The following is a 14,988-nucleotide window of genomic DNA, read 5'->3' on the forward strand; positions in this document are numbered from 1 at the left end:
TTTTGCGGAAAGTTTTGTTCCAGGCTGCCGTGGGAAGCGGAATGTCTTTTTTAAGAACCTACCGAAATCCAAGAAGGATACAGGGATAATACAAGATGTCAAGTTCTGAGGGATCTTCCACCTATGCCGCAGCAGGTGTGAATATCGAAAAGGCAAACGAGTTTGTGGATGCAGTCAAGAAAATCGCCTCACAGACCCCGCGAACGGGTGTAATGGGGGAAATCGGCGGTTTTGGCGGGCTTTATTCGCTGAAAACCGGCGATTATCAGAACCCGGTACTGGTCAGTTCCACCGACGGGGTGGGCACCAAGCTCAAGATCGCCTTTATGATGGATAAGCATGACACTGTTGGCATTGACCTGGTGGCCATGTGCGTCAATGATGTTGTGGTCCAGGGGGCCAAGCCTTTGTTTTTTTTGGATTACCTGGCAATGGGCAGCCTTGATGTCAATGTTGGAAAACAGATCGTCGAAGGCATTGCCGAGGGCTGCCGCCAGGCACAGTGCGCACTGATCGCCGGGGAAACCGCCGAGATGCCGGGCATTTATCGGGAAAACGAATATGACCTGGCCGGGTTTGCCGTGGGCGTGGTGGACAATGACCGGATTATTGACGGCTCAGAAATCCGCGGCGGTCATAAACTGGTGGGCTTTGCTTCATCCGGGCTTCACAGCAACGGCTACTCCCTGGTGCGAAAGATCTGTTTTGATACGCTGAACCTAAAGATTGACGATTACGTGCCGGAGCTGGGAAAAACCCTTGGAGAGGAGCTTCTGACGCCCACGCGGATTTATACGGAGACCCTGCTGCGCCTCCTAAAGGATCTGCCCATCCACGCACTGGCGCATATTACCGGCGGCGGGATTGCTGAAAATCTGCTTCGCGTGATTCCCTCTGCATGCAGCCTGGTGCTTTACAAGGATTCCTGGGAAGTGCCGCCTGTTTTTAAGTTTCTCCAGGATGCCGGGCGCGTGGATGACGCCGAGATGCTGCAGACGTTTAACAACGGGCTGGGCATGGTGGCGGTTGTCCCTGCCAAGGCCGCCCAGGAAGTGGTTGACCGGCTTGCGGCCATGAATGAAAAGGCCTGGATCGTCGGCGAAGTGGTTCAGCGCCGCAAATCCGACAAGGAACGGTTCCGGTGGGCTTCGGCCTAGTCCGTGCCTGAAAACCCGGAAGCGCATAACGCATACAGCAAGGCCGGGAATGCCGGGATCAAACGGCAACCGGCCTTTTTTTTATCTGCTGACCCCAAATCTGATGGCGCCGTAAAAAGTGCAATATCTGCGTTACGCGCAATTTCTCAGAATTTCACGTACGGCTAAGTACGCTGCATTCTTCGAAATTGCGCAAGCCTTGATCTTGAACACTTTACGGCGCCATCTGAAATCAGACTTTTTACGGTGCCATCAAATCTACGGACCTGCTTTCCTCATGAAAATACTCGGAATAGAAACCTCCTGCGATGAAACCGCGGCTGCGGTGGTCAAAGACGGCATTGAAATATGTTCCTCAGTGGTGGCCTCCCAGGTAAAGCTTCATCATCGGTTCGGCGGCGTGGTTCCGGAGCTGGCTTCGCGCAAGCACATTGAAGCCATTGCCCCGGTGGTGGACCAGGCCCTGGATGAAGCCGGGGCCCGGCCTGCAGATATTGATGCGGTGGCCGTTACCCAGGGTCCCGGTCTGGTGGGGGCGCTGCTGGTAGGTTTCTGTTTTGCCCGGGCCTGGGCTTATGCCCGCAATATCCCATGGGTGGGCGTCAACCATCTGGAAGGGCATTTAAATTCCTTATTTTTTTGCCGGCCCGCCCCGAAATTTCCGTTTGCAGCCCTGCTGGCCTCGGGCGGGCACACCAGCATCTATCTGGTGCATTCCCATACCCGGTCCGAATGCCTGGGCCAGACCCGGGATGACGCCGCAGGAGAAGCCTTTGACAAAGTGGCGAAAATGCTGGATTTGGGGTATCCCGGCGGTGCGGTGATTTCTGATCTGGCAGGCAAAGGCAATCCGGAAAAGTACCGTTTCCCCCGGGCCTATCTGGACAGGGAGGCCTTTGATTTCAGCTTCTCCGGTATTAAAAGTGCGGTTAAGCGCCACCTTGAAACCCATGGGGACTGGCGGGAGCACCTGGCAGACATTGCCGCGGGATTTGAGGCAGCGGTCGTGGATGTAATGGCCGACAAGCTGATCCTGGCGGCCAAAACCCACGGCTGCGGCCATGCCGCCATCGTGGGCGGAGTGGCGGCAAACGCGTGTTTGCGCCGCAAGACCGCGGATCTGGCCGCAGATAATGGGATAAAATTGTTTGTTCCGGATCTGGCATTGTGCGGGGACAACGCGGCCATGATCGCGGCTGCGGGCTGTCATCTGCTGGGGGCGCAAAGCTTTTGCGGCCGGCTCGATGATGATGTGTATTCCCGGGTCCGGTTTATCGGTTAAGCTGGTATTTGCGCACAGCCCGGTTGTGTTCTTTCAATGTGGTGGAAAAATAATGACTGTTTTCTGAATCCGCCACAAAATAAAGATAAGGGGTGTCTGCCGGGTAAAGGGCAGCATGAAGCGATGCTTGGCCGGGGTTTGCAATGGGTCCCGGGGGCAGCCCCTTGCGTTTGTATGTGTTGTAGGCAGTGGGCGTTCTTAGGTGTTTTCGGGTCAGGTTGCCGTCAAAGTCTTCAATGCCGTAGATTACCGTGGGGTCGCTGTCTAAGCGCATCCCCTTTTCCAGCCGGTTGTGAAATACCGAGGATACGGTTTTTCGTTCTTCAGGTGCTCCGGTTTCCTTTTCAATAATGGAGGCCAGGGTGACGATCTCGTGGACGGAAAAGCCCAGCTCGTCGGCCCGCTGCTTCCATTGATCCGAGAACACGCCCTGAAACCGCCGGACCATGGTCCGCACAATGGTTTCTGCGGAAACGGGCTTTTCAAAATAATAGGTTTCCGGAAACAAATAGCCTTCCGTGGTTTTTGCGGAAAGGCCCATCTGCCGTGCCAGTTCAGGGTTTGTGGCCGCCCTGGTGAATTCGGATTTTTCACACAGTCCGGCATCGGCCACCCTTTGGGCGGTTTCATGGATGGTCAGACCTTCGGGAAGGGTCACCCGGTGCAGATGTACCCTGCCTTCGCCCAATTGCCGGAGGATCCGGTTTGGGCTCATGGAGCCCGGGATGCGGTATTCCCCGGCCTTGATCCGGGTGGTGGCTTTTTGATAAACTGCAAGAATCCGGAATTTTGTGGGGTGCTTGATAAGACCCTTTTCCCGGAGCATGGCCGTGACATCTTTGAAGCTCTGGCCCGGTTTGATGACCAGTTTCACGGATCGGTCAAGGGACGGGTTGACCGGCATCTGTGCATAGCGGGCCATATGACGGGCAAACAGGCCCGCGGCTACAGATGCGGCAGCAAGAAAAAGAATCAGTATGAGCAGCAGTTTTTTTTTCATGGGATCAACATAGAGGAGAACATAAATTGAAGCGCAAATCAACACAAAAACAGCAATACAAGGGTTTTGAGCAGGGCCCGATCCGTCCGCCCAGCGAAGCCCACAGCCTGCTGATCCGGGTGACCCGCAATTGTCCCTGGAACAAGTGCGCGTTCTGTCCGGTTTACAAGGGAGAAAAATTTTCTTTGCGGCCTGTGGAACACGTCAAAAAAGACATTGATGCTGTTTATGAACATGTCCGGGTATTGCGGAGCATGAGCGATTCTGCGGGTCAGGTTTCCCGGGCGGATCTGGATGCCTATGTTTCAGGGCTTTCCGATTCCGCGCGCCAGGCTTTTTACGCGGCCCTGAATTGGTATGCCGCGGGCATGGAGTCGGTGTTTTTACAGGATGCCAACAGCATGATCATTTCCCCGGAGGAGATGATCGAAATACTGCAGCATTTGAAAGCGCGATTTCCCGGAGTGATTCGGATCACCACCTATGCCCGGTCTCATACAGTGGCCCGCATCGCAGATGACCGGTTAAAGGCCATAGCCAAAGCCGGATTAAATCGTTTACACATCGGCATGGAGTCGGGAAGCGACGCGGTTTTGAAAATGGTGCAAAAAGGCACCACCCAGCAACAGCATGTCAAGGCCGGAAAAAAGGCCGTGGCCGCAGGCATTGAACTTTCCGAATACGTGATGCCCGGCCTCGGGGGCAGGGCGCTTTCCCGCAGCCATGCCCTGGAGACCGCAGACGCGTTAAACCAGATCAATCCGGATTATATTCGTTTGCGCACCCTGGCCATTCCCGGCAGCGTTCCCTTGTTTGAAGATTATCAGGCAGGCCGGTTTGAAAAATTAACCGATGTTGAGGCTGCAGAGGAAATCCTGCTTTTTCTGCAGAATTTGGAGGGCATTGCCAGCCGGGTTCGAAGCGATCATATCCTGAACCTGTTTGAGGATATCCAGGGAACCTTGCCGGAAGATAAGGAGCGGATGACCGGGGTCATCGAGGCTTTTCTGGCCATGTCCCCCCATGACCGGATGCTTTACCAGGTGGGCCGGCGGCTGGGGCAGCTGCGCAGCACAGATGATCTGGAAACCGCCGGGGTTCGGTCCCAGCTCCAGGATTTGTGTTCCAAAAACGGCATTACCCCGGATAACGTGGATGCGTTTATCGACGAGATGATGAAGCGGTTTATCTGATGCTCCCGGGCCTTTACATTCACGTGCCGTTTTGCGTTCGCAAGTGCCGGTATTGTGATTTTTACTCCATTGCGGATTTGTCGGCCGTGGACGTTTATATGGACGCCCTGATTGCGGAAATGCAGATGCAGGCGGCTGGTTTTAAAGACGCGTTCTTTGATACGATCTACCTGGGCGGGGGCACCCCTTCGGTTCTGGGGCCCGGGCGCACAGGGCGCGTGCTTGAAGCCGCAGCAAAACACTTTCACATTCTGCCCGGCGCGGAAATCACCCTTGAGGCAAACCCCGGCACCCTTGCGGCCCGGAGCCTGGCCCAATACCGGTCAGCCGGGGTCAGCCGCATCAATATCGGGGTCCAGTCCTTTAATGACGCCAATCTTTCATTTCTTGGACGGATTCATTGCGCCCGCCAGGCGGCTGATGCTCTCCGGGCTGCAGAAAAGGCCGGTTTTTCGGATATTGGCTTGGATCTGATATACGGCCTGCCCGGGCAGGGCCGGGATTCCTGGCAAAAGGATCTGGAGGCGGCGGCAGGCTTTTGTCCCGCTCATGTTTCCTGCTACATGCTCACCTACGAGCCGGGCACCCGGCTTTCAGCGGACAAGGATGCCGGCCGGATCAAACCCCTGTCAGAAGACCGTGTATCGGCCATGTTTGTGCAGGCACAGGATTTTTTTGCCGAAAAGGGATATCAGCACTACGAGATCTCCAATTTTGCGGTCCACAGGGCCAAACGCTCCCGGCACAACCAGAAATACTGGAACAATGCGTCCTATCTCGGCCTGGGCCCGGCCGCCCACTCCTACACAGAGCCGGAGCGGTTCTGGAATCATGCGGATTTGAGCCGCTATATCAGGGATCTTTCCGCCGGGCGCCTGCCCACGGCGGCATCCGAACGGCTCACAGATTCACAGATGATGATAGAAGCCGTTTACCTGGGCCTGCGCCAGTCAGACGGCATTGATGTGGCCCTGTTGGAAAAACGTTTTAATCGTGATTTCGGGCAGATGTTTGGATCCGTGATCCGCCGTTTTGAAGAAACCGGCCACATGCGCATCAGCCATAACCGCTGCCGCCTGACTTCCCGGGGCATGCTGTTTCTCGACAGCATTGCCGCGGAAATGGCCGGGGTGATTTGAATGAAAGCAATTGTCTGTCGGCCACCGGGGAAGGCTTACCGGGCTGTTGCTTTTTTTCTCAGCTTGCGCACGTCGCCGACCCGGATGGTAATGTTTTCGGAGTCAAAGTATTCAAACAGAGGAATGGTGTATTTTCTGGATGCACCGGTCATTTCCTTGAACGCTCCGGGATTGATCTCCTGGTTTTGCTGCAGAAAATCAATGAGCCGGGCCTTTAAATCAGAGATGGCGCCGGCATGGAAAAACAGCTCTTCTTTGACCCGGATCACGCGGCCTTCGTCCACCAGGTGCATGAGTACGTTTTTGGCCTTTGCCGGATCGGTTTCCAGCATCTGAACCAGTTCCTTGAAGTAGGGCGGCTGGAGGCCTTTTTCCGCATATATGCCGAGAATTTTTTCCTTCAGATCGCTCTGATCGGTTTCCAGGGTGACCTGGTGGCCGGCTAAGTGCACGCTGTCATCGTTTTGGACCACCTCGTTGGTTTTCAGCAAAAGATGGAGCATCTGGTTAAACAGCCGGGGGGTTTCAATGTCGGGCAGCTTGGAGCGAAGCTCACCCTTGGACATGCCGGCTTTCAGGGGGTGGCGCTTGTGATAGGCTGAAAGCAGTTCTGTAACATCCTTTCGGAAGGTTTCAAATACAGACTGATGAACAAATCGGCGCTGGCTGCGCTCGGTCTGGATAATGGTCCGGTCAGAGAGCAGTTTTTTCAAAGACGCGTCCAGGGCCTTGTCTGACAGGCTGGTGAGCACCTTGAGCTCGGCAAAGGAGCGTTCCGCAAAACCGGCCATTTCGATGTGGGATGCGATAAGCGATTGCGGATCCGTGTCGCAGAGCCGCTCGATGCGCTCCATGGATTCCTTTCGGAAGCGTTTGTGCTTGGGCGGTGCAGGATTTAAAACCCGGCCCCCGCCCAGGGTCCGCACAGGCGAGTAGCTGCGGATCACATAGCGGTCGTCGCGCACGCATACAACCGGTCCTTCCAGCCGCACCTGCACCAGGGCCGTTTCCCCGGGTTCGAGCACGTCGCGGTCGATCAAAACAATATGGCAGGGCATCTGAGAGGTGCCGATATGGAATCGTACCCGCTGTCGGTTTTTCAGGGGCCGCTCATTGCTTTCCAGCAGGTGCAGTTCCACGTCAATCATGTATGTGGGAATCAGGGTGTCGGGCCGGGCCAGCACATCGCCCCGGTTGACCGCATACTTGTCAACGCCCTGGAAATTGATGGCCGTTCGCAGGCCGGCTTCGGCTGATTCCACGGACCGGTCATGGACCTGGATGCCACGGACCTTGGTTGTGATGCCAGACGGATAGACCATCACCTGCTCGCCCAGCTCCACATGTCCGGAGACCAGGGTGCCGGTAACCACGGTGCCAAATCCTTTCATGGAAAAAACCCGGTCTATGGGAAGCCGGAAAATGCCGGTGGCTGTTCTTTCCGGAAGGGCCATGCAGTAGCGGTCCAGGGTCTCAATAAATTGGTCAAGTCCGTCACGGGTAACAGAGGAAACCGGAACAATGGGCGAGTCTTCCAGAAATGTGTCTGCCATGAAATCGGTGACATCTTCGGTGACCAGCTCCAGCCATTCCTCGTCAACCATGTCAGTCTTGGTAAGCACCACAAAACCGTAGCGGATGCCCAGCAGACTGCAGATTTCCATGTGTTCGCGGGTCTGGGGCATCACGCCTTCATCTGCGGCAATGATGACAGCCACCACGTCAATGCCGGTGGCTCCGGCAACCATGTTTTTCACAAACTTTTCATGGCCGGGCACATCCACCACACCGATATGCAGTCCGCTTGGCAAATCAATGGCGGCAAAACCGAGTTCAATGGTTATCCCCCGGCGCTTTTCTTCTTTCAGCCGGTCCGTATCCGTTCCGGAAACCGCTTTGATCAGGCTGGTTTTTCCATGGTCAATATGTCCGGCCGTGCCGAGGATGATCTGTTTCAATGCAGGGTACCTGTTAGTCTTTGTTTCTGTTGTGGATCCATTCCAGGCCATAGGCTGCGCCCACAAGGGCCACAAACAGGCCTGCGGCAAATACCAGCCCGGATTCCGGGAAAAACAGCCGGGAGAGCACAACGGCCAGTATGCCGCCGGTAACAATTCGAACAATCGCCTTTGTGGCCGGATTCACTATGACCTCCTTAATTTTGATGGCCCCGTAAAAGTTCAATATCTGCGTTACGCGCAATTTCTCATAATTTCACGTACGGATAAGTACGCTGTATTCTTCGAAATTGCGCAAGCCTTGATCTTGAACTTTTACGGCACCATCTGAAATCAGACTTTTTACGGTGCCATCAATGTTTGCGTTAAAGTAAATATGTAATCAAAAACCCGTATACGGTCAATCATTAAGTTTAGCGGGCCTTTCTTGACCGGCCGGCTCCCGGCCATGAAAAATGGCTTGCATCAGCGGTGTTATTTTGTTAGGTGAATGGAGTTTAAGGTCAGATATGGTGAGTGTAGCTCAGTTGGCAGAGCACCAGGTTGTGGCCCTGGGGGCCGTGGGTTCAAGTCCCATCACTCACCCCATTTTATCCTCTCCCGGAAATGCGCCCGTAGCTCAGCTGGATAGAGCGCCGGACTTCGAATCCGTAGGCCGCAGGTTCGAATCCTGCCGGGCGCGCCAGCAATAAAAACAGGCAGTTATGATTGATTTCATGGCTGCCTTTTTTATTTCCTGAAAAATGATTTCCACCCGTATTTCCACCCTATGACCTCTGATTGAAAATTCCACCCAAATTTCCACCCGGCTTAAACCGGCCCGGATTATTTTGCAATAAAAAAAGCCGTCCCGGATCTCCAGGGCGGCCATGTCAAGCTAACTATGTTTTGTTGTCTGCCATCGATATACACTTGCCAGTTGCCAGAAATTTCCAGAGGGGTTACCCCCTTCTGAAAAAAAGATCGTCGATTCTGTGGCCTCTCAGGACTTCACGCGCGTGCCGTGCGGGTTCCGGTGTGGTCTGGTTCCTCAAAATTGCTGTGCGCGTCAAGGAATTGTCGAATCAATCGCTGCGGGGTCTGGTCGTCGTAGGTTTCCGGGCGAACAATAGCAGATAAAAGCGATTTGCAGCAGGCCGCGTCATAGGGATCTGTTTTGCAGGGTTCGGGTGTGTACTCGGGGCAGGCTTCACATGAAAGTACGCCATCAAGTGATCGGGCTGCCCGGTTAAGGCATTGCTGGTAAAATCTGCAATCGGGATAACGCGGTGGGTTTTTACTCAAAGGCCAAACCTCGCACGTTCTCTTGTTTCATCCGAATTTAAAAGACTGAAAATCATTGGAAACATCCGGAATGGGCTGGTTTCGCGGTCCAGGCCGTCAAGGTGCTTTAAAAACTGCCTGCCGTGCTTTTGCCACAGTTGCTTGATTTCCTGTGGTGTGTATTGTGTATTCGCGCCGCTTCCCAGCATGAAAAGGTTTTTAACGTGCTGCGGCATTGCTTGACGGGTCCGGGGTTTTCGCTTTAGTGCCATATCTCCCTCACTTTCCGGGTGGTCTGCCGGGGCCTGGATGCGGGGTTACTTCCAGGTCAAGATTCAACTGTTTAAGCGCCTGCATCAACTGCGCCCTTGCGTCTCTTTCCACAGAAAGCAGCGGGTGGGGCTTGTCCTGGTCAAAGCGGTCTTTTACCACCTGGCCGTCTTTTTTAATTGCAACCTGACACTTCCGCAGCCTGTCAAACGCCTCGCACATGGTCAGTAGAAGCACCTGAGCGCCGCTGTCTGACAAGTCGTACTCCGCTTCAAGCCGTTCTTTCCATGTTTGTGCTTCTTTTGATAAGTTCATTGGTCGCCTCGATTTTTTGAAAGGAAACAATTCGAATAAATATATTTGCGGTGCCTATCCGGTTTTCAGGTTTTGGGTCATGGTCTTTAACCCCGCCCCCCACGGTCCGAACCGGCCACCATTCCGGCAGCCGGTCCGTCCGCGAGCGAAGCCCCGGATATTGCAAACCGCCTCCGGGAGGGCGGCCATTGAAAATAGCCCGGTATTGCCGCCCCGGAGCCAGGCGGATCTTAATAAAGCTATCCATCCTTGTCCTGGATAAACAAGGCGTTGGGCTGGATCACGTAGCCTGCCATACGCGCATAAGCAACCAGCACATGGGTTGCGCTTTTGTGCTTAGCGAACCGGATTACCTCCAGGCGCAGCTCGTGTCTTACGGCAACCGCAAAGCCCAGATTAAAACCTCCCAAAACACTCCTTCCAGCATCAATGCCGGTGGTCTGCAAGTCGGCCATGCCAGAAAGGATTGGAGGCGCGCCAAGCCAATTCCCGGCGCTGTCTGCCTGCTGTCCAGCCCGTGCGATATAGTCGGCCGCATTTGCGATCATCGCGGTGGGCACATCCATATCCAAGGCCAACATATCTCCCACAGCGGAAAGCACCCCGCTCCAGGTTTCGGTATCGCGGGCCACGGCCGGAGACTCCCCGGCATTGGTCGGGATGTCCGTATCTGCAAGGATGGTTGAAAGTGCGGTGCTGTCCAGCTTTCGGGCCATCGCTGCGGTAATCGATGTTTGCAGCGCCGCATCCAGGTTTAAAGAGTCCTGCACGATTTCCATAGTCAGCGGAATGGCTGCAACCAGGGCGCCCGGATCAAGCTCCACGTTGGTAAAGCTCGGCTCGGATTCGGAAATGTCCTCCACGCCTTCGGAATGCTCAAAAACGGTCGGGTCGCCTTCAATCCGGAGCAGGTTTGTCTTGCCTTCAATTGGGATTGTCATGCTGCCGGCCTGCATAACCCTTGATTTTGTCCGCACGGCATCAATAATGTTCATCGAAACTGCGGTGGGCACGGTTTCAGGGCCACGGGTCACGGCCTTTGACCTTAGGCCCATGGAAGCCTTTACATAATCGCCCAGGGAAAAATCCTGCTCTCCTTCCTGCGGCCGGAAATAGTCGCTAAGTTTCTGGCTTTTTTCCAGCACAGGAATCCGTTGTCCTTCCAGGGTTACGCAAAACTTGGAAGGCAGAAACCCGCTTTCCGGCTCCACAGGACCATTGCCGGGTGCTGGAATCCTGTTCTGCGCAAGCTCCACCTGTGCAAGGCGTTCATCCTGTGCCGCCTTGAATTCTTCAAAAGACTTACCCAGCTCTTCAATTGTTCTTGATAGTTCTGTGCTCATAGTATTTAATCCTTTCGTATTGTTTTTTGTTGTGTCGTTATAAACGAGCGCCAAACCCGATTCCTGCCTCAACGCAGGCCGTTGAACCGCATTGCGTCGGCCTTCACGGACTCGGCGTTTTTCCGCTCTTATTGACGGGAGGTTTAAACAACCCCTGGTCAATCTCTGCTACTTCATGCACAGCCCGTTTCGCTGCGTTCCTGCTGTAACCACGCGCACGGAGTCGGCGTTCAAGGTCTGTTTTGGTTGGGCGCTTGTCAAAACGTTTGTTCAAAAATTCAGTCAACATAAGCCGATTTCCCTTATAACGCGCGCGCCTGCGCGCACAATACACGCCGGGTTTTTAGTGAGTTAACGTTAAAGCTCGGATACCCGTGCGGTTCACTCCGCCCCCGCTGGGAAGATGCGAGCATGGGGGGGTTATCCGTCCGCATATTGTCGCTGCCTCTTGCGTTTACGCTTAAGCCTTTGCTCTGCCTGCTCTGCATCCAGCCGGTGAACCACGCCTTCCAGGTATTGCGCCGGATCAATGTTGTATGCGCGAAGGGCATCAAGCAAGTGCTGGGTGCGGGCCTCTATGATGTTACCGTTCTTCATTGCCTGCCGGTCCCCATTCGGGCTTTTGTGCTAACCCTTCAGGCGGCTCCCGTAACAGGCTTGCCAGGGTGCTGTCCTTCATCAACCCAAGACTTAGGGGCATTTGCTCTGCATAAGAGGTCAGCCCGGCATCCGCCAGGCGGGTTTGAACCGTCCGGCCTTTTTCCTCGAGCCGATCAAGCAGGGCGTGAAGGGTGTCGCCGATTGACAGGCCGCTTATGGCTGCCAATGCTTTCAGCCGCCGGTGCGTGTCTGGTTTCATAACTATTTGAAATTTTTGATTCATATTATCCCCTTTCTATATATTGTATTTAATACATTTTATACCACAATATGTAGTGGTGTGCAAGGGGTTTTTCAATAAGGTTGCTTCCATTTGTTCAGAGGGCAGGCGCCCATATCGAAAATAAAGTCCATCGCCTCCAGGCACGCCGGGCGTTTGTCGCCGCCGGGTGCGTCCAAGTGCGGGCAGGGCTTCCCGTGGAGGCAGGTGGTCAGAGGTTCAATTTTTAACCCGGTGCCTTGCCCCTGCACGTTGTGGCTTCTCAAAAGATTTACAGCCCGGATAAAGTCCACGGGGTCCATACCACCTTCCCACTTGCGGGCAACCACGGGGCGGCCCAGCTCCTTACAAGCCCGATAACGCGCCCGTCCGTCCAGAATCTCCCCCTGGAATAAAACAACTGGCTCAAGTAAACCCTTAGCCTGAATATCCGCCTTGAATCCTGCAAAGGTTTCTGCATCCATTTCCGGCACAATGCCGGTAACAGCATGGGGGTCCAGGTCATCAACCACAATAAAGGTTCCGCCTTTGTTTTGTGCCGGATCTTGATTGCCAGAAAAACGCCTCCCCCGTGTACTGCAAAAAGTGTAAAAAGGGGTTTTTGCAGTTTTTGCAGTAGGGGCAGTAGGCGTATTTTCCGGTTCAAAACCTTTTTGCGGTTTTTGCAGTTCCCCTGGTGGGCTTATTTTCGATTTCAATTTTTCAAGGTAGGTCATAGCTTCGCCCTTTCATTGACATGGTAAACGGTTTTCGGCCTGCCCCCGGTGGCCTCGATCCTTTCCCGAAAGATCCAGCCGTATGCTTCAAGCAAAGTAAGGGCCTCTTTGACTTGATCCTTATCAGTGAGCTTTGCCCACCCAGGCCGCCAAACCTCCCACTTGGTAAACGGGGTTTTTAAATCGCCTTTTTTAATGCGGCCCAGTATAGCCGTGGCAACCGTTATTTCCGGCTGCGATACTGAACCATAAGCCCTCTGTGCATGGGTTTCTAAATATTCGCCCCACGCCAGGGCTTGCAGGGTGGCTTGTTCTGATACTGGCCCGGTGCCGTTGTCTGCAAGGTGGTTTATTAAAGCAATGGAAGGAATCAGCTTGCGGTATTTTGCAAAATGACTTTCAAGCGCCGGGTGCAGTTCTCCGCGCAATCGGTTTTCCAGGGTGGCCCGCCATTCCTGGAATAGCTCAAGCGCCGCCGGTTCAAACCGCAGGTAAGGCGGCCCATCGGGTGCACCGTCCTGGTCTGTGTCCTGCTCTGCGCCTATCTTCAGGGGGTTCAGCCTGTCCAGGCGATCAAACACTTTAAAAGCCTGATTTTTCGCGTCCGTGTCCGGCCACCTGTCCACGTCCTGCCACTTGCCGCCGGTGTCCGGCCAGACAAGTAAGCCAAACCGCTGAATCAATCCATCATCCGCCGCGCCGCCCTTAACAGCCTGCCGGATATATTCAGACAAGCGCCCCGGCTGCGTTCCGCCTAATACTGACAAGCAAACCGCCGGGATATGAAGGTTTAACCCGCGTCCGATCCGGTCAAAGGTATAAGGGCTGTCTCCGTTCCACGCGGTCAAGTAAAAGCCGCGCCCTTCCTCTTGTCCTTCGCGATCCAAACTTTTAAGCAGGCTTACAATTTCATCACGGAAAACAAGCAGCCCGTTGGGGTTCTGCCGTAACAATTCGCCTAAACTTGCCGGGCTTGTGTCGTTGGCAATATATCTTTTTAGCTGTGGAACGGCAGGTTCCCCTACTGCAAAAAGTGCAGAAAGGTCCGCGTCCGGGTTTTTCTCCAGGGCCTTCCGGGCCTGCTTTTCGGCTGCTTCCTTTTTCAGCTTTGCGGCCATTGCTTCGGCCTGGTATTCGGCTTCGGCCTGCTCGTGCCGTTCGGCTGCCATTGCTGCAAGCCGCTTTACTGGTGCAAGGGCCTGTTCAAGCGCCGGTGACTTTAAAACACCGGGCCTGCCCACTACCAACGCCCATAGGTTGCAAACCACGGTCCAATCCGTCCGGGCCTGCGGCCTGACTGCCACCTTTCGGCCTATCAAACCGGCCAGTGCTGCCATTATCCCGGCTGCGATAAAATCCGGCGGGCATTGCATCCGCTCGCAAATATCTTCCGCCCACGGGCGCAATGAATTCGGCAATAAGGCAAAATCAAACGGTGCCACGGGTAGCAGTTCATCCGGCAGGGGTTCCGGGTCCGCGTCTGGTTCCGCAGTGCTGCTCTGTGAACGTTCGCCGCCGCTATCCTTCCGGGGTGCCTGCCGGGGTTTACGTTCCCCGCTTTTCAATCCGCTTTCAATGGTTTTTTTCGCTTCCCGTTCCGGCAGCCCTGCATCAAGCGCCGCGTTAAGCAATGATTGTTCAACCAGGTTCCGGGAAAGTTCCCCGCCTGCAACCAGGGTGCCCAGCCTGAAAGCCGCATCATTTAAAGAATTATTCCGGGTGTCTTTTTCCGCCTGCTGAACCTTTGCGATTTCGCCCTCCAGGGCTTTTAAGGCATATGCGGTGCTATGCCCGGCAAACTCTCTGCGCTCGCTGCTGCGGTCTTGTTGCTGGCCCGGATAATATGCGCTGCCGGTATCAATAAGGGCCTGCAACCAGGGGGCAGGTAGCATCGGGATCTTTTCGGGGTCTATCCACTCGCAGGTTTGCCCGTCAAAGCGCCATGCGTACCGCTTCCCGCTCCGGTGGGTTGTGGGTGGTAAGACCGCCTGTCCTCTGGTGCCGCGTAAATCAATTTTAGGGGCAAATTTTGAGGCATTGCTTTTGACAAAAAGGCCCGGCGGTGTCCTATAATAGAAGTGTTCGCCGCCGCCATCGCGCCCTGTGGTTACGCTAAAGGTGGGTGGCAGGGGTCCGTATTGTTCAAGGCATCGCTGCCAGGATTCGCGCCCCTGTGGCCCGTCAATGTCAAATACCATCACGGGCACCGGCCAGCGTCCGGGGCAGGTTCCGATTCCGGCCACGCCCTGCCTGTCGTGTTCTTCAAGTAAAAAATCGCGGTCCGGCCATCCTTCAACCAGAGGGGTCTTATCTTTTGATAACGGAAACGTGCTGATTTTTTGGCTGTGGTAGCGCTCAATGGCCTTGATAATATCTTGACTTGTAAACCGCGCTTGCCTATTATGGTTGTAGCTTTTTTCTTGTCCTTGCCCGGTCGCCGCCCCGCGCCGGGCTTCTTCTTTTTCAAGCATG

14 protein-coding genes and 2 tRNA genes are annotated in these 14,988 nt (G+C 54.7%); 6 read left to right on the top strand and 10 right to left on the bottom strand.

Annotation, left to right across the window (positions count from 1 at the left end):
* The first annotated feature begins 95 nt into the window (after positions 1-95).
* Positions 96-1,157, top strand: a complete 1,062-nt coding sequence (gene purM / locus HNR65_RS16790) for a phosphoribosylformylglycinamidine cyclo-ligase (protein WP_181552690.1) — start codon at positions 96-98, stop codon at positions 1,155-1,157.
* A gap of 277 nt (positions 1,158-1,434) precedes the next feature.
* Positions 1,435-2,439 (top strand): tRNA (adenosine(37)-N6)-threonylcarbamoyltransferase complex transferase subunit TsaD, encoded by a 1,005-nt coding sequence (tsaD, locus tag HNR65_RS16795; RefSeq protein WP_181552691.1) that lies wholly within the window; start codon positions 1,435-1,437, stop codon positions 2,437-2,439.
* Here the strand turns inward: tsaD and mltG are convergent.
* Positions 2,429-3,439, bottom strand: coding sequence for an endolytic transglycosylase MltG (gene mltG, locus HNR65_RS16800; RefSeq protein ID WP_181552692.1), 1,011 nt, complete (start codon positions 3,437-3,439; stop codon positions 2,429-2,431). The two genes, tsaD and mltG, sit on opposite strands and share 11 nt — an antisense overlap.
* 26 nt (positions 3,440-3,465) lie before the next feature.
* Here mltG and HNR65_RS16805 point away from each other — a divergent pair, with 26 nt between their 5' ends.
* Complete coding sequence (locus HNR65_RS16805) at positions 3,466-4,632, top strand: radical SAM protein (protein ID WP_181552693.1); 1,167 nt, start codon at positions 3,466-3,468, stop codon at positions 4,630-4,632.
* Complete coding sequence (hemW, locus tag HNR65_RS16810) at positions 4,632-5,771, top strand: radical SAM family heme chaperone HemW (protein WP_181552694.1); 1,140 nt, start codon at positions 4,632-4,634, stop codon at positions 5,769-5,771. Before HNR65_RS16805 ends, hemW begins: the two co-directional genes overlap by 1 nt.
* A 35-nt stretch (positions 5,772-5,806) precedes the next feature.
* Here the strand turns inward: hemW and selB are convergent, their stop codons facing one another.
* Both selB and HNR65_RS16820 read right to left on the bottom strand, forming a co-directional pair.
* Positions 5,807-7,729, bottom strand: a complete 1,923-nt coding sequence (selB, locus tag HNR65_RS16815) for a selenocysteine-specific translation elongation factor (RefSeq protein ID WP_181552695.1) — start codon at positions 7,727-7,729, stop codon at positions 5,807-5,809.
* 13 nt (positions 7,730-7,742) lie between these two features.
* Entirely contained in the window at positions 7,743-7,916 is a 174-nt protein-coding gene (locus HNR65_RS16820; protein WP_181552696.1) for a hypothetical protein, read from the bottom strand.
* A 325-nt stretch (positions 7,917-8,241) separates the two neighbouring features.
* Between HNR65_RS16820 and HNR65_RS16825 the strand changes: the two genes are divergently transcribed.
* Both HNR65_RS16825 and HNR65_RS16830 read left to right on the top strand, forming a co-directional pair.
* Positions 8,242-8,317, top strand: a tRNA-His gene (locus tag HNR65_RS16825).
* A 20-nt stretch (positions 8,318-8,337) separates the two neighbouring features.
* Positions 8,338-8,414 (top strand) — tRNA-Arg (locus HNR65_RS16830).
* A 595-nt stretch (positions 8,415-9,009) separates the two neighbouring features.
* On the opposite strand, the gene HNR65_RS16835 is transcribed toward HNR65_RS16830, so the two are convergent.
* The 7 genes from HNR65_RS16835 to HNR65_RS16865 all read right to left on the bottom strand — a co-directional run bounded on the left by HNR65_RS16835 (position 9,010) and on the right by HNR65_RS16865 (position 14,987).
* Positions 9,010-9,264, bottom strand: coding sequence for a hypothetical protein (locus tag HNR65_RS16835; RefSeq protein WP_181552697.1), 255 nt, complete (start codon positions 9,262-9,264; stop codon positions 9,010-9,012).
* A 7-nt stretch (positions 9,265-9,271) separates the two neighbouring features.
* Positions 9,272-9,577, bottom strand: a complete 306-nt coding sequence (locus HNR65_RS16840) for a P27 family phage terminase small subunit (RefSeq protein ID WP_181552698.1) — start codon at positions 9,575-9,577, stop codon at positions 9,272-9,274.
* 239 nt (positions 9,578-9,816) lie between these two features.
* Positions 9,817-10,920 (bottom strand): phage major capsid protein, encoded by a 1,104-nt coding sequence (locus tag HNR65_RS16845; RefSeq protein WP_181552699.1) that lies wholly within the window; start codon positions 10,918-10,920, stop codon positions 9,817-9,819.
* Positions 10,921-11,340: 420 nt separating this feature from the next.
* On the bottom strand, positions 11,341-11,517 hold the full coding sequence (locus HNR65_RS16850) for a hypothetical protein (protein ID WP_181552700.1): 177 nt from the start codon (positions 11,515-11,517) through the stop codon (positions 11,341-11,343).
* A complete protein-coding gene (locus HNR65_RS16855) occupies positions 11,504-11,803 on the bottom strand; it encodes a hypothetical protein (protein WP_181552701.1) in 300 nt (99 codons plus the stop codon). Before HNR65_RS16855 ends, HNR65_RS16850 begins: the two co-directional genes overlap by 14 nt.
* A gap of 71 nt (positions 11,804-11,874) precedes the next feature.
* A complete protein-coding gene (locus HNR65_RS17875; RefSeq protein WP_220128430.1) occupies positions 11,875-12,516 on the bottom strand; it encodes a ParB N-terminal domain-containing protein in 642 nt (213 codons plus the stop codon).
* Positions 12,513-14,987 (bottom strand): DUF3987 domain-containing protein, encoded by a 2,475-nt coding sequence (locus tag HNR65_RS16865; protein WP_181552702.1) that lies wholly within the window; start codon positions 14,985-14,987, stop codon positions 12,513-12,515. Before HNR65_RS16865 ends, HNR65_RS17875 begins: the two co-directional genes overlap by 4 nt.
* Between the last annotated feature and the right edge of the window lies 1 nt (position 14,988).

The organism is Desulfosalsimonas propionicica, assembly GCF_013761005.1.
In the GTDB taxonomy this organism is placed as follows: Bacteria; Desulfobacterota; Desulfobacteria; order Desulfobacterales; family Desulfosalsimonadaceae; genus Desulfosalsimonas; species Desulfosalsimonas propionicica.

Coding starts and splice junctions, on each gene's coding strand:
- HNR65_RS17875 (WP_220128430.1), bottom strand. CDS start 12,516: ATGACCTACCTTGAAAAATTGAAATCGAAAATAAGCCCACCAGGGGAA.
- purM (WP_181552690.1), top strand. CDS start 96: ATGTCAAGTTCTGAGGGATCTTCCACCTATGCCGCAGCAGGTGTGAAT.
- HNR65_RS16855 (WP_181552701.1), bottom strand. CDS start 11,803: ATGAATCAAAAATTTCAAATAGTTATGAAACCAGACACGCACCGGCGG.
- HNR65_RS16835 (WP_181552697.1), bottom strand. CDS start 9,264: ATGGCACTAAAGCGAAAACCCCGGACCCGTCAAGCAATGCCGCAGCAC.
- HNR65_RS16840 (WP_181552698.1), bottom strand. CDS start 9,577: ATGAACTTATCAAAAGAAGCACAAACATGGAAAGAACGGCTTGAAGCG.
- tsaD (WP_181552691.1), top strand. CDS start 1,435: ATGAAAATACTCGGAATAGAAACCTCCTGCGATGAAACCGCGGCTGCG.
- mltG (WP_181552692.1), bottom strand. CDS start 3,439: ATGAAAAAAAAACTGCTGCTCATACTGATTCTTTTTCTTGCTGCCGCA.
- HNR65_RS16850 (WP_181552700.1), bottom strand. CDS start 11,517: ATGAAGAACGGTAACATCATAGAGGCCCGCACCCAGCACTTGCTTGAT.
- hemW (WP_181552694.1), top strand. CDS start 4,632: ATGCTCCCGGGCCTTTACATTCACGTGCCGTTTTGCGTTCGCAAGTGC.
- HNR65_RS16865 (WP_181552702.1), bottom strand. CDS start 14,987: ATGCTTGAAAAAGAAGAAGCCCGGCGCGGGGCGGCGACCGGGCAAGGA.
- HNR65_RS16845 (WP_181552699.1), bottom strand. CDS start 10,920: ATGAGCACAGAACTATCAAGAACAATTGAAGAGCTGGGTAAGTCTTTT.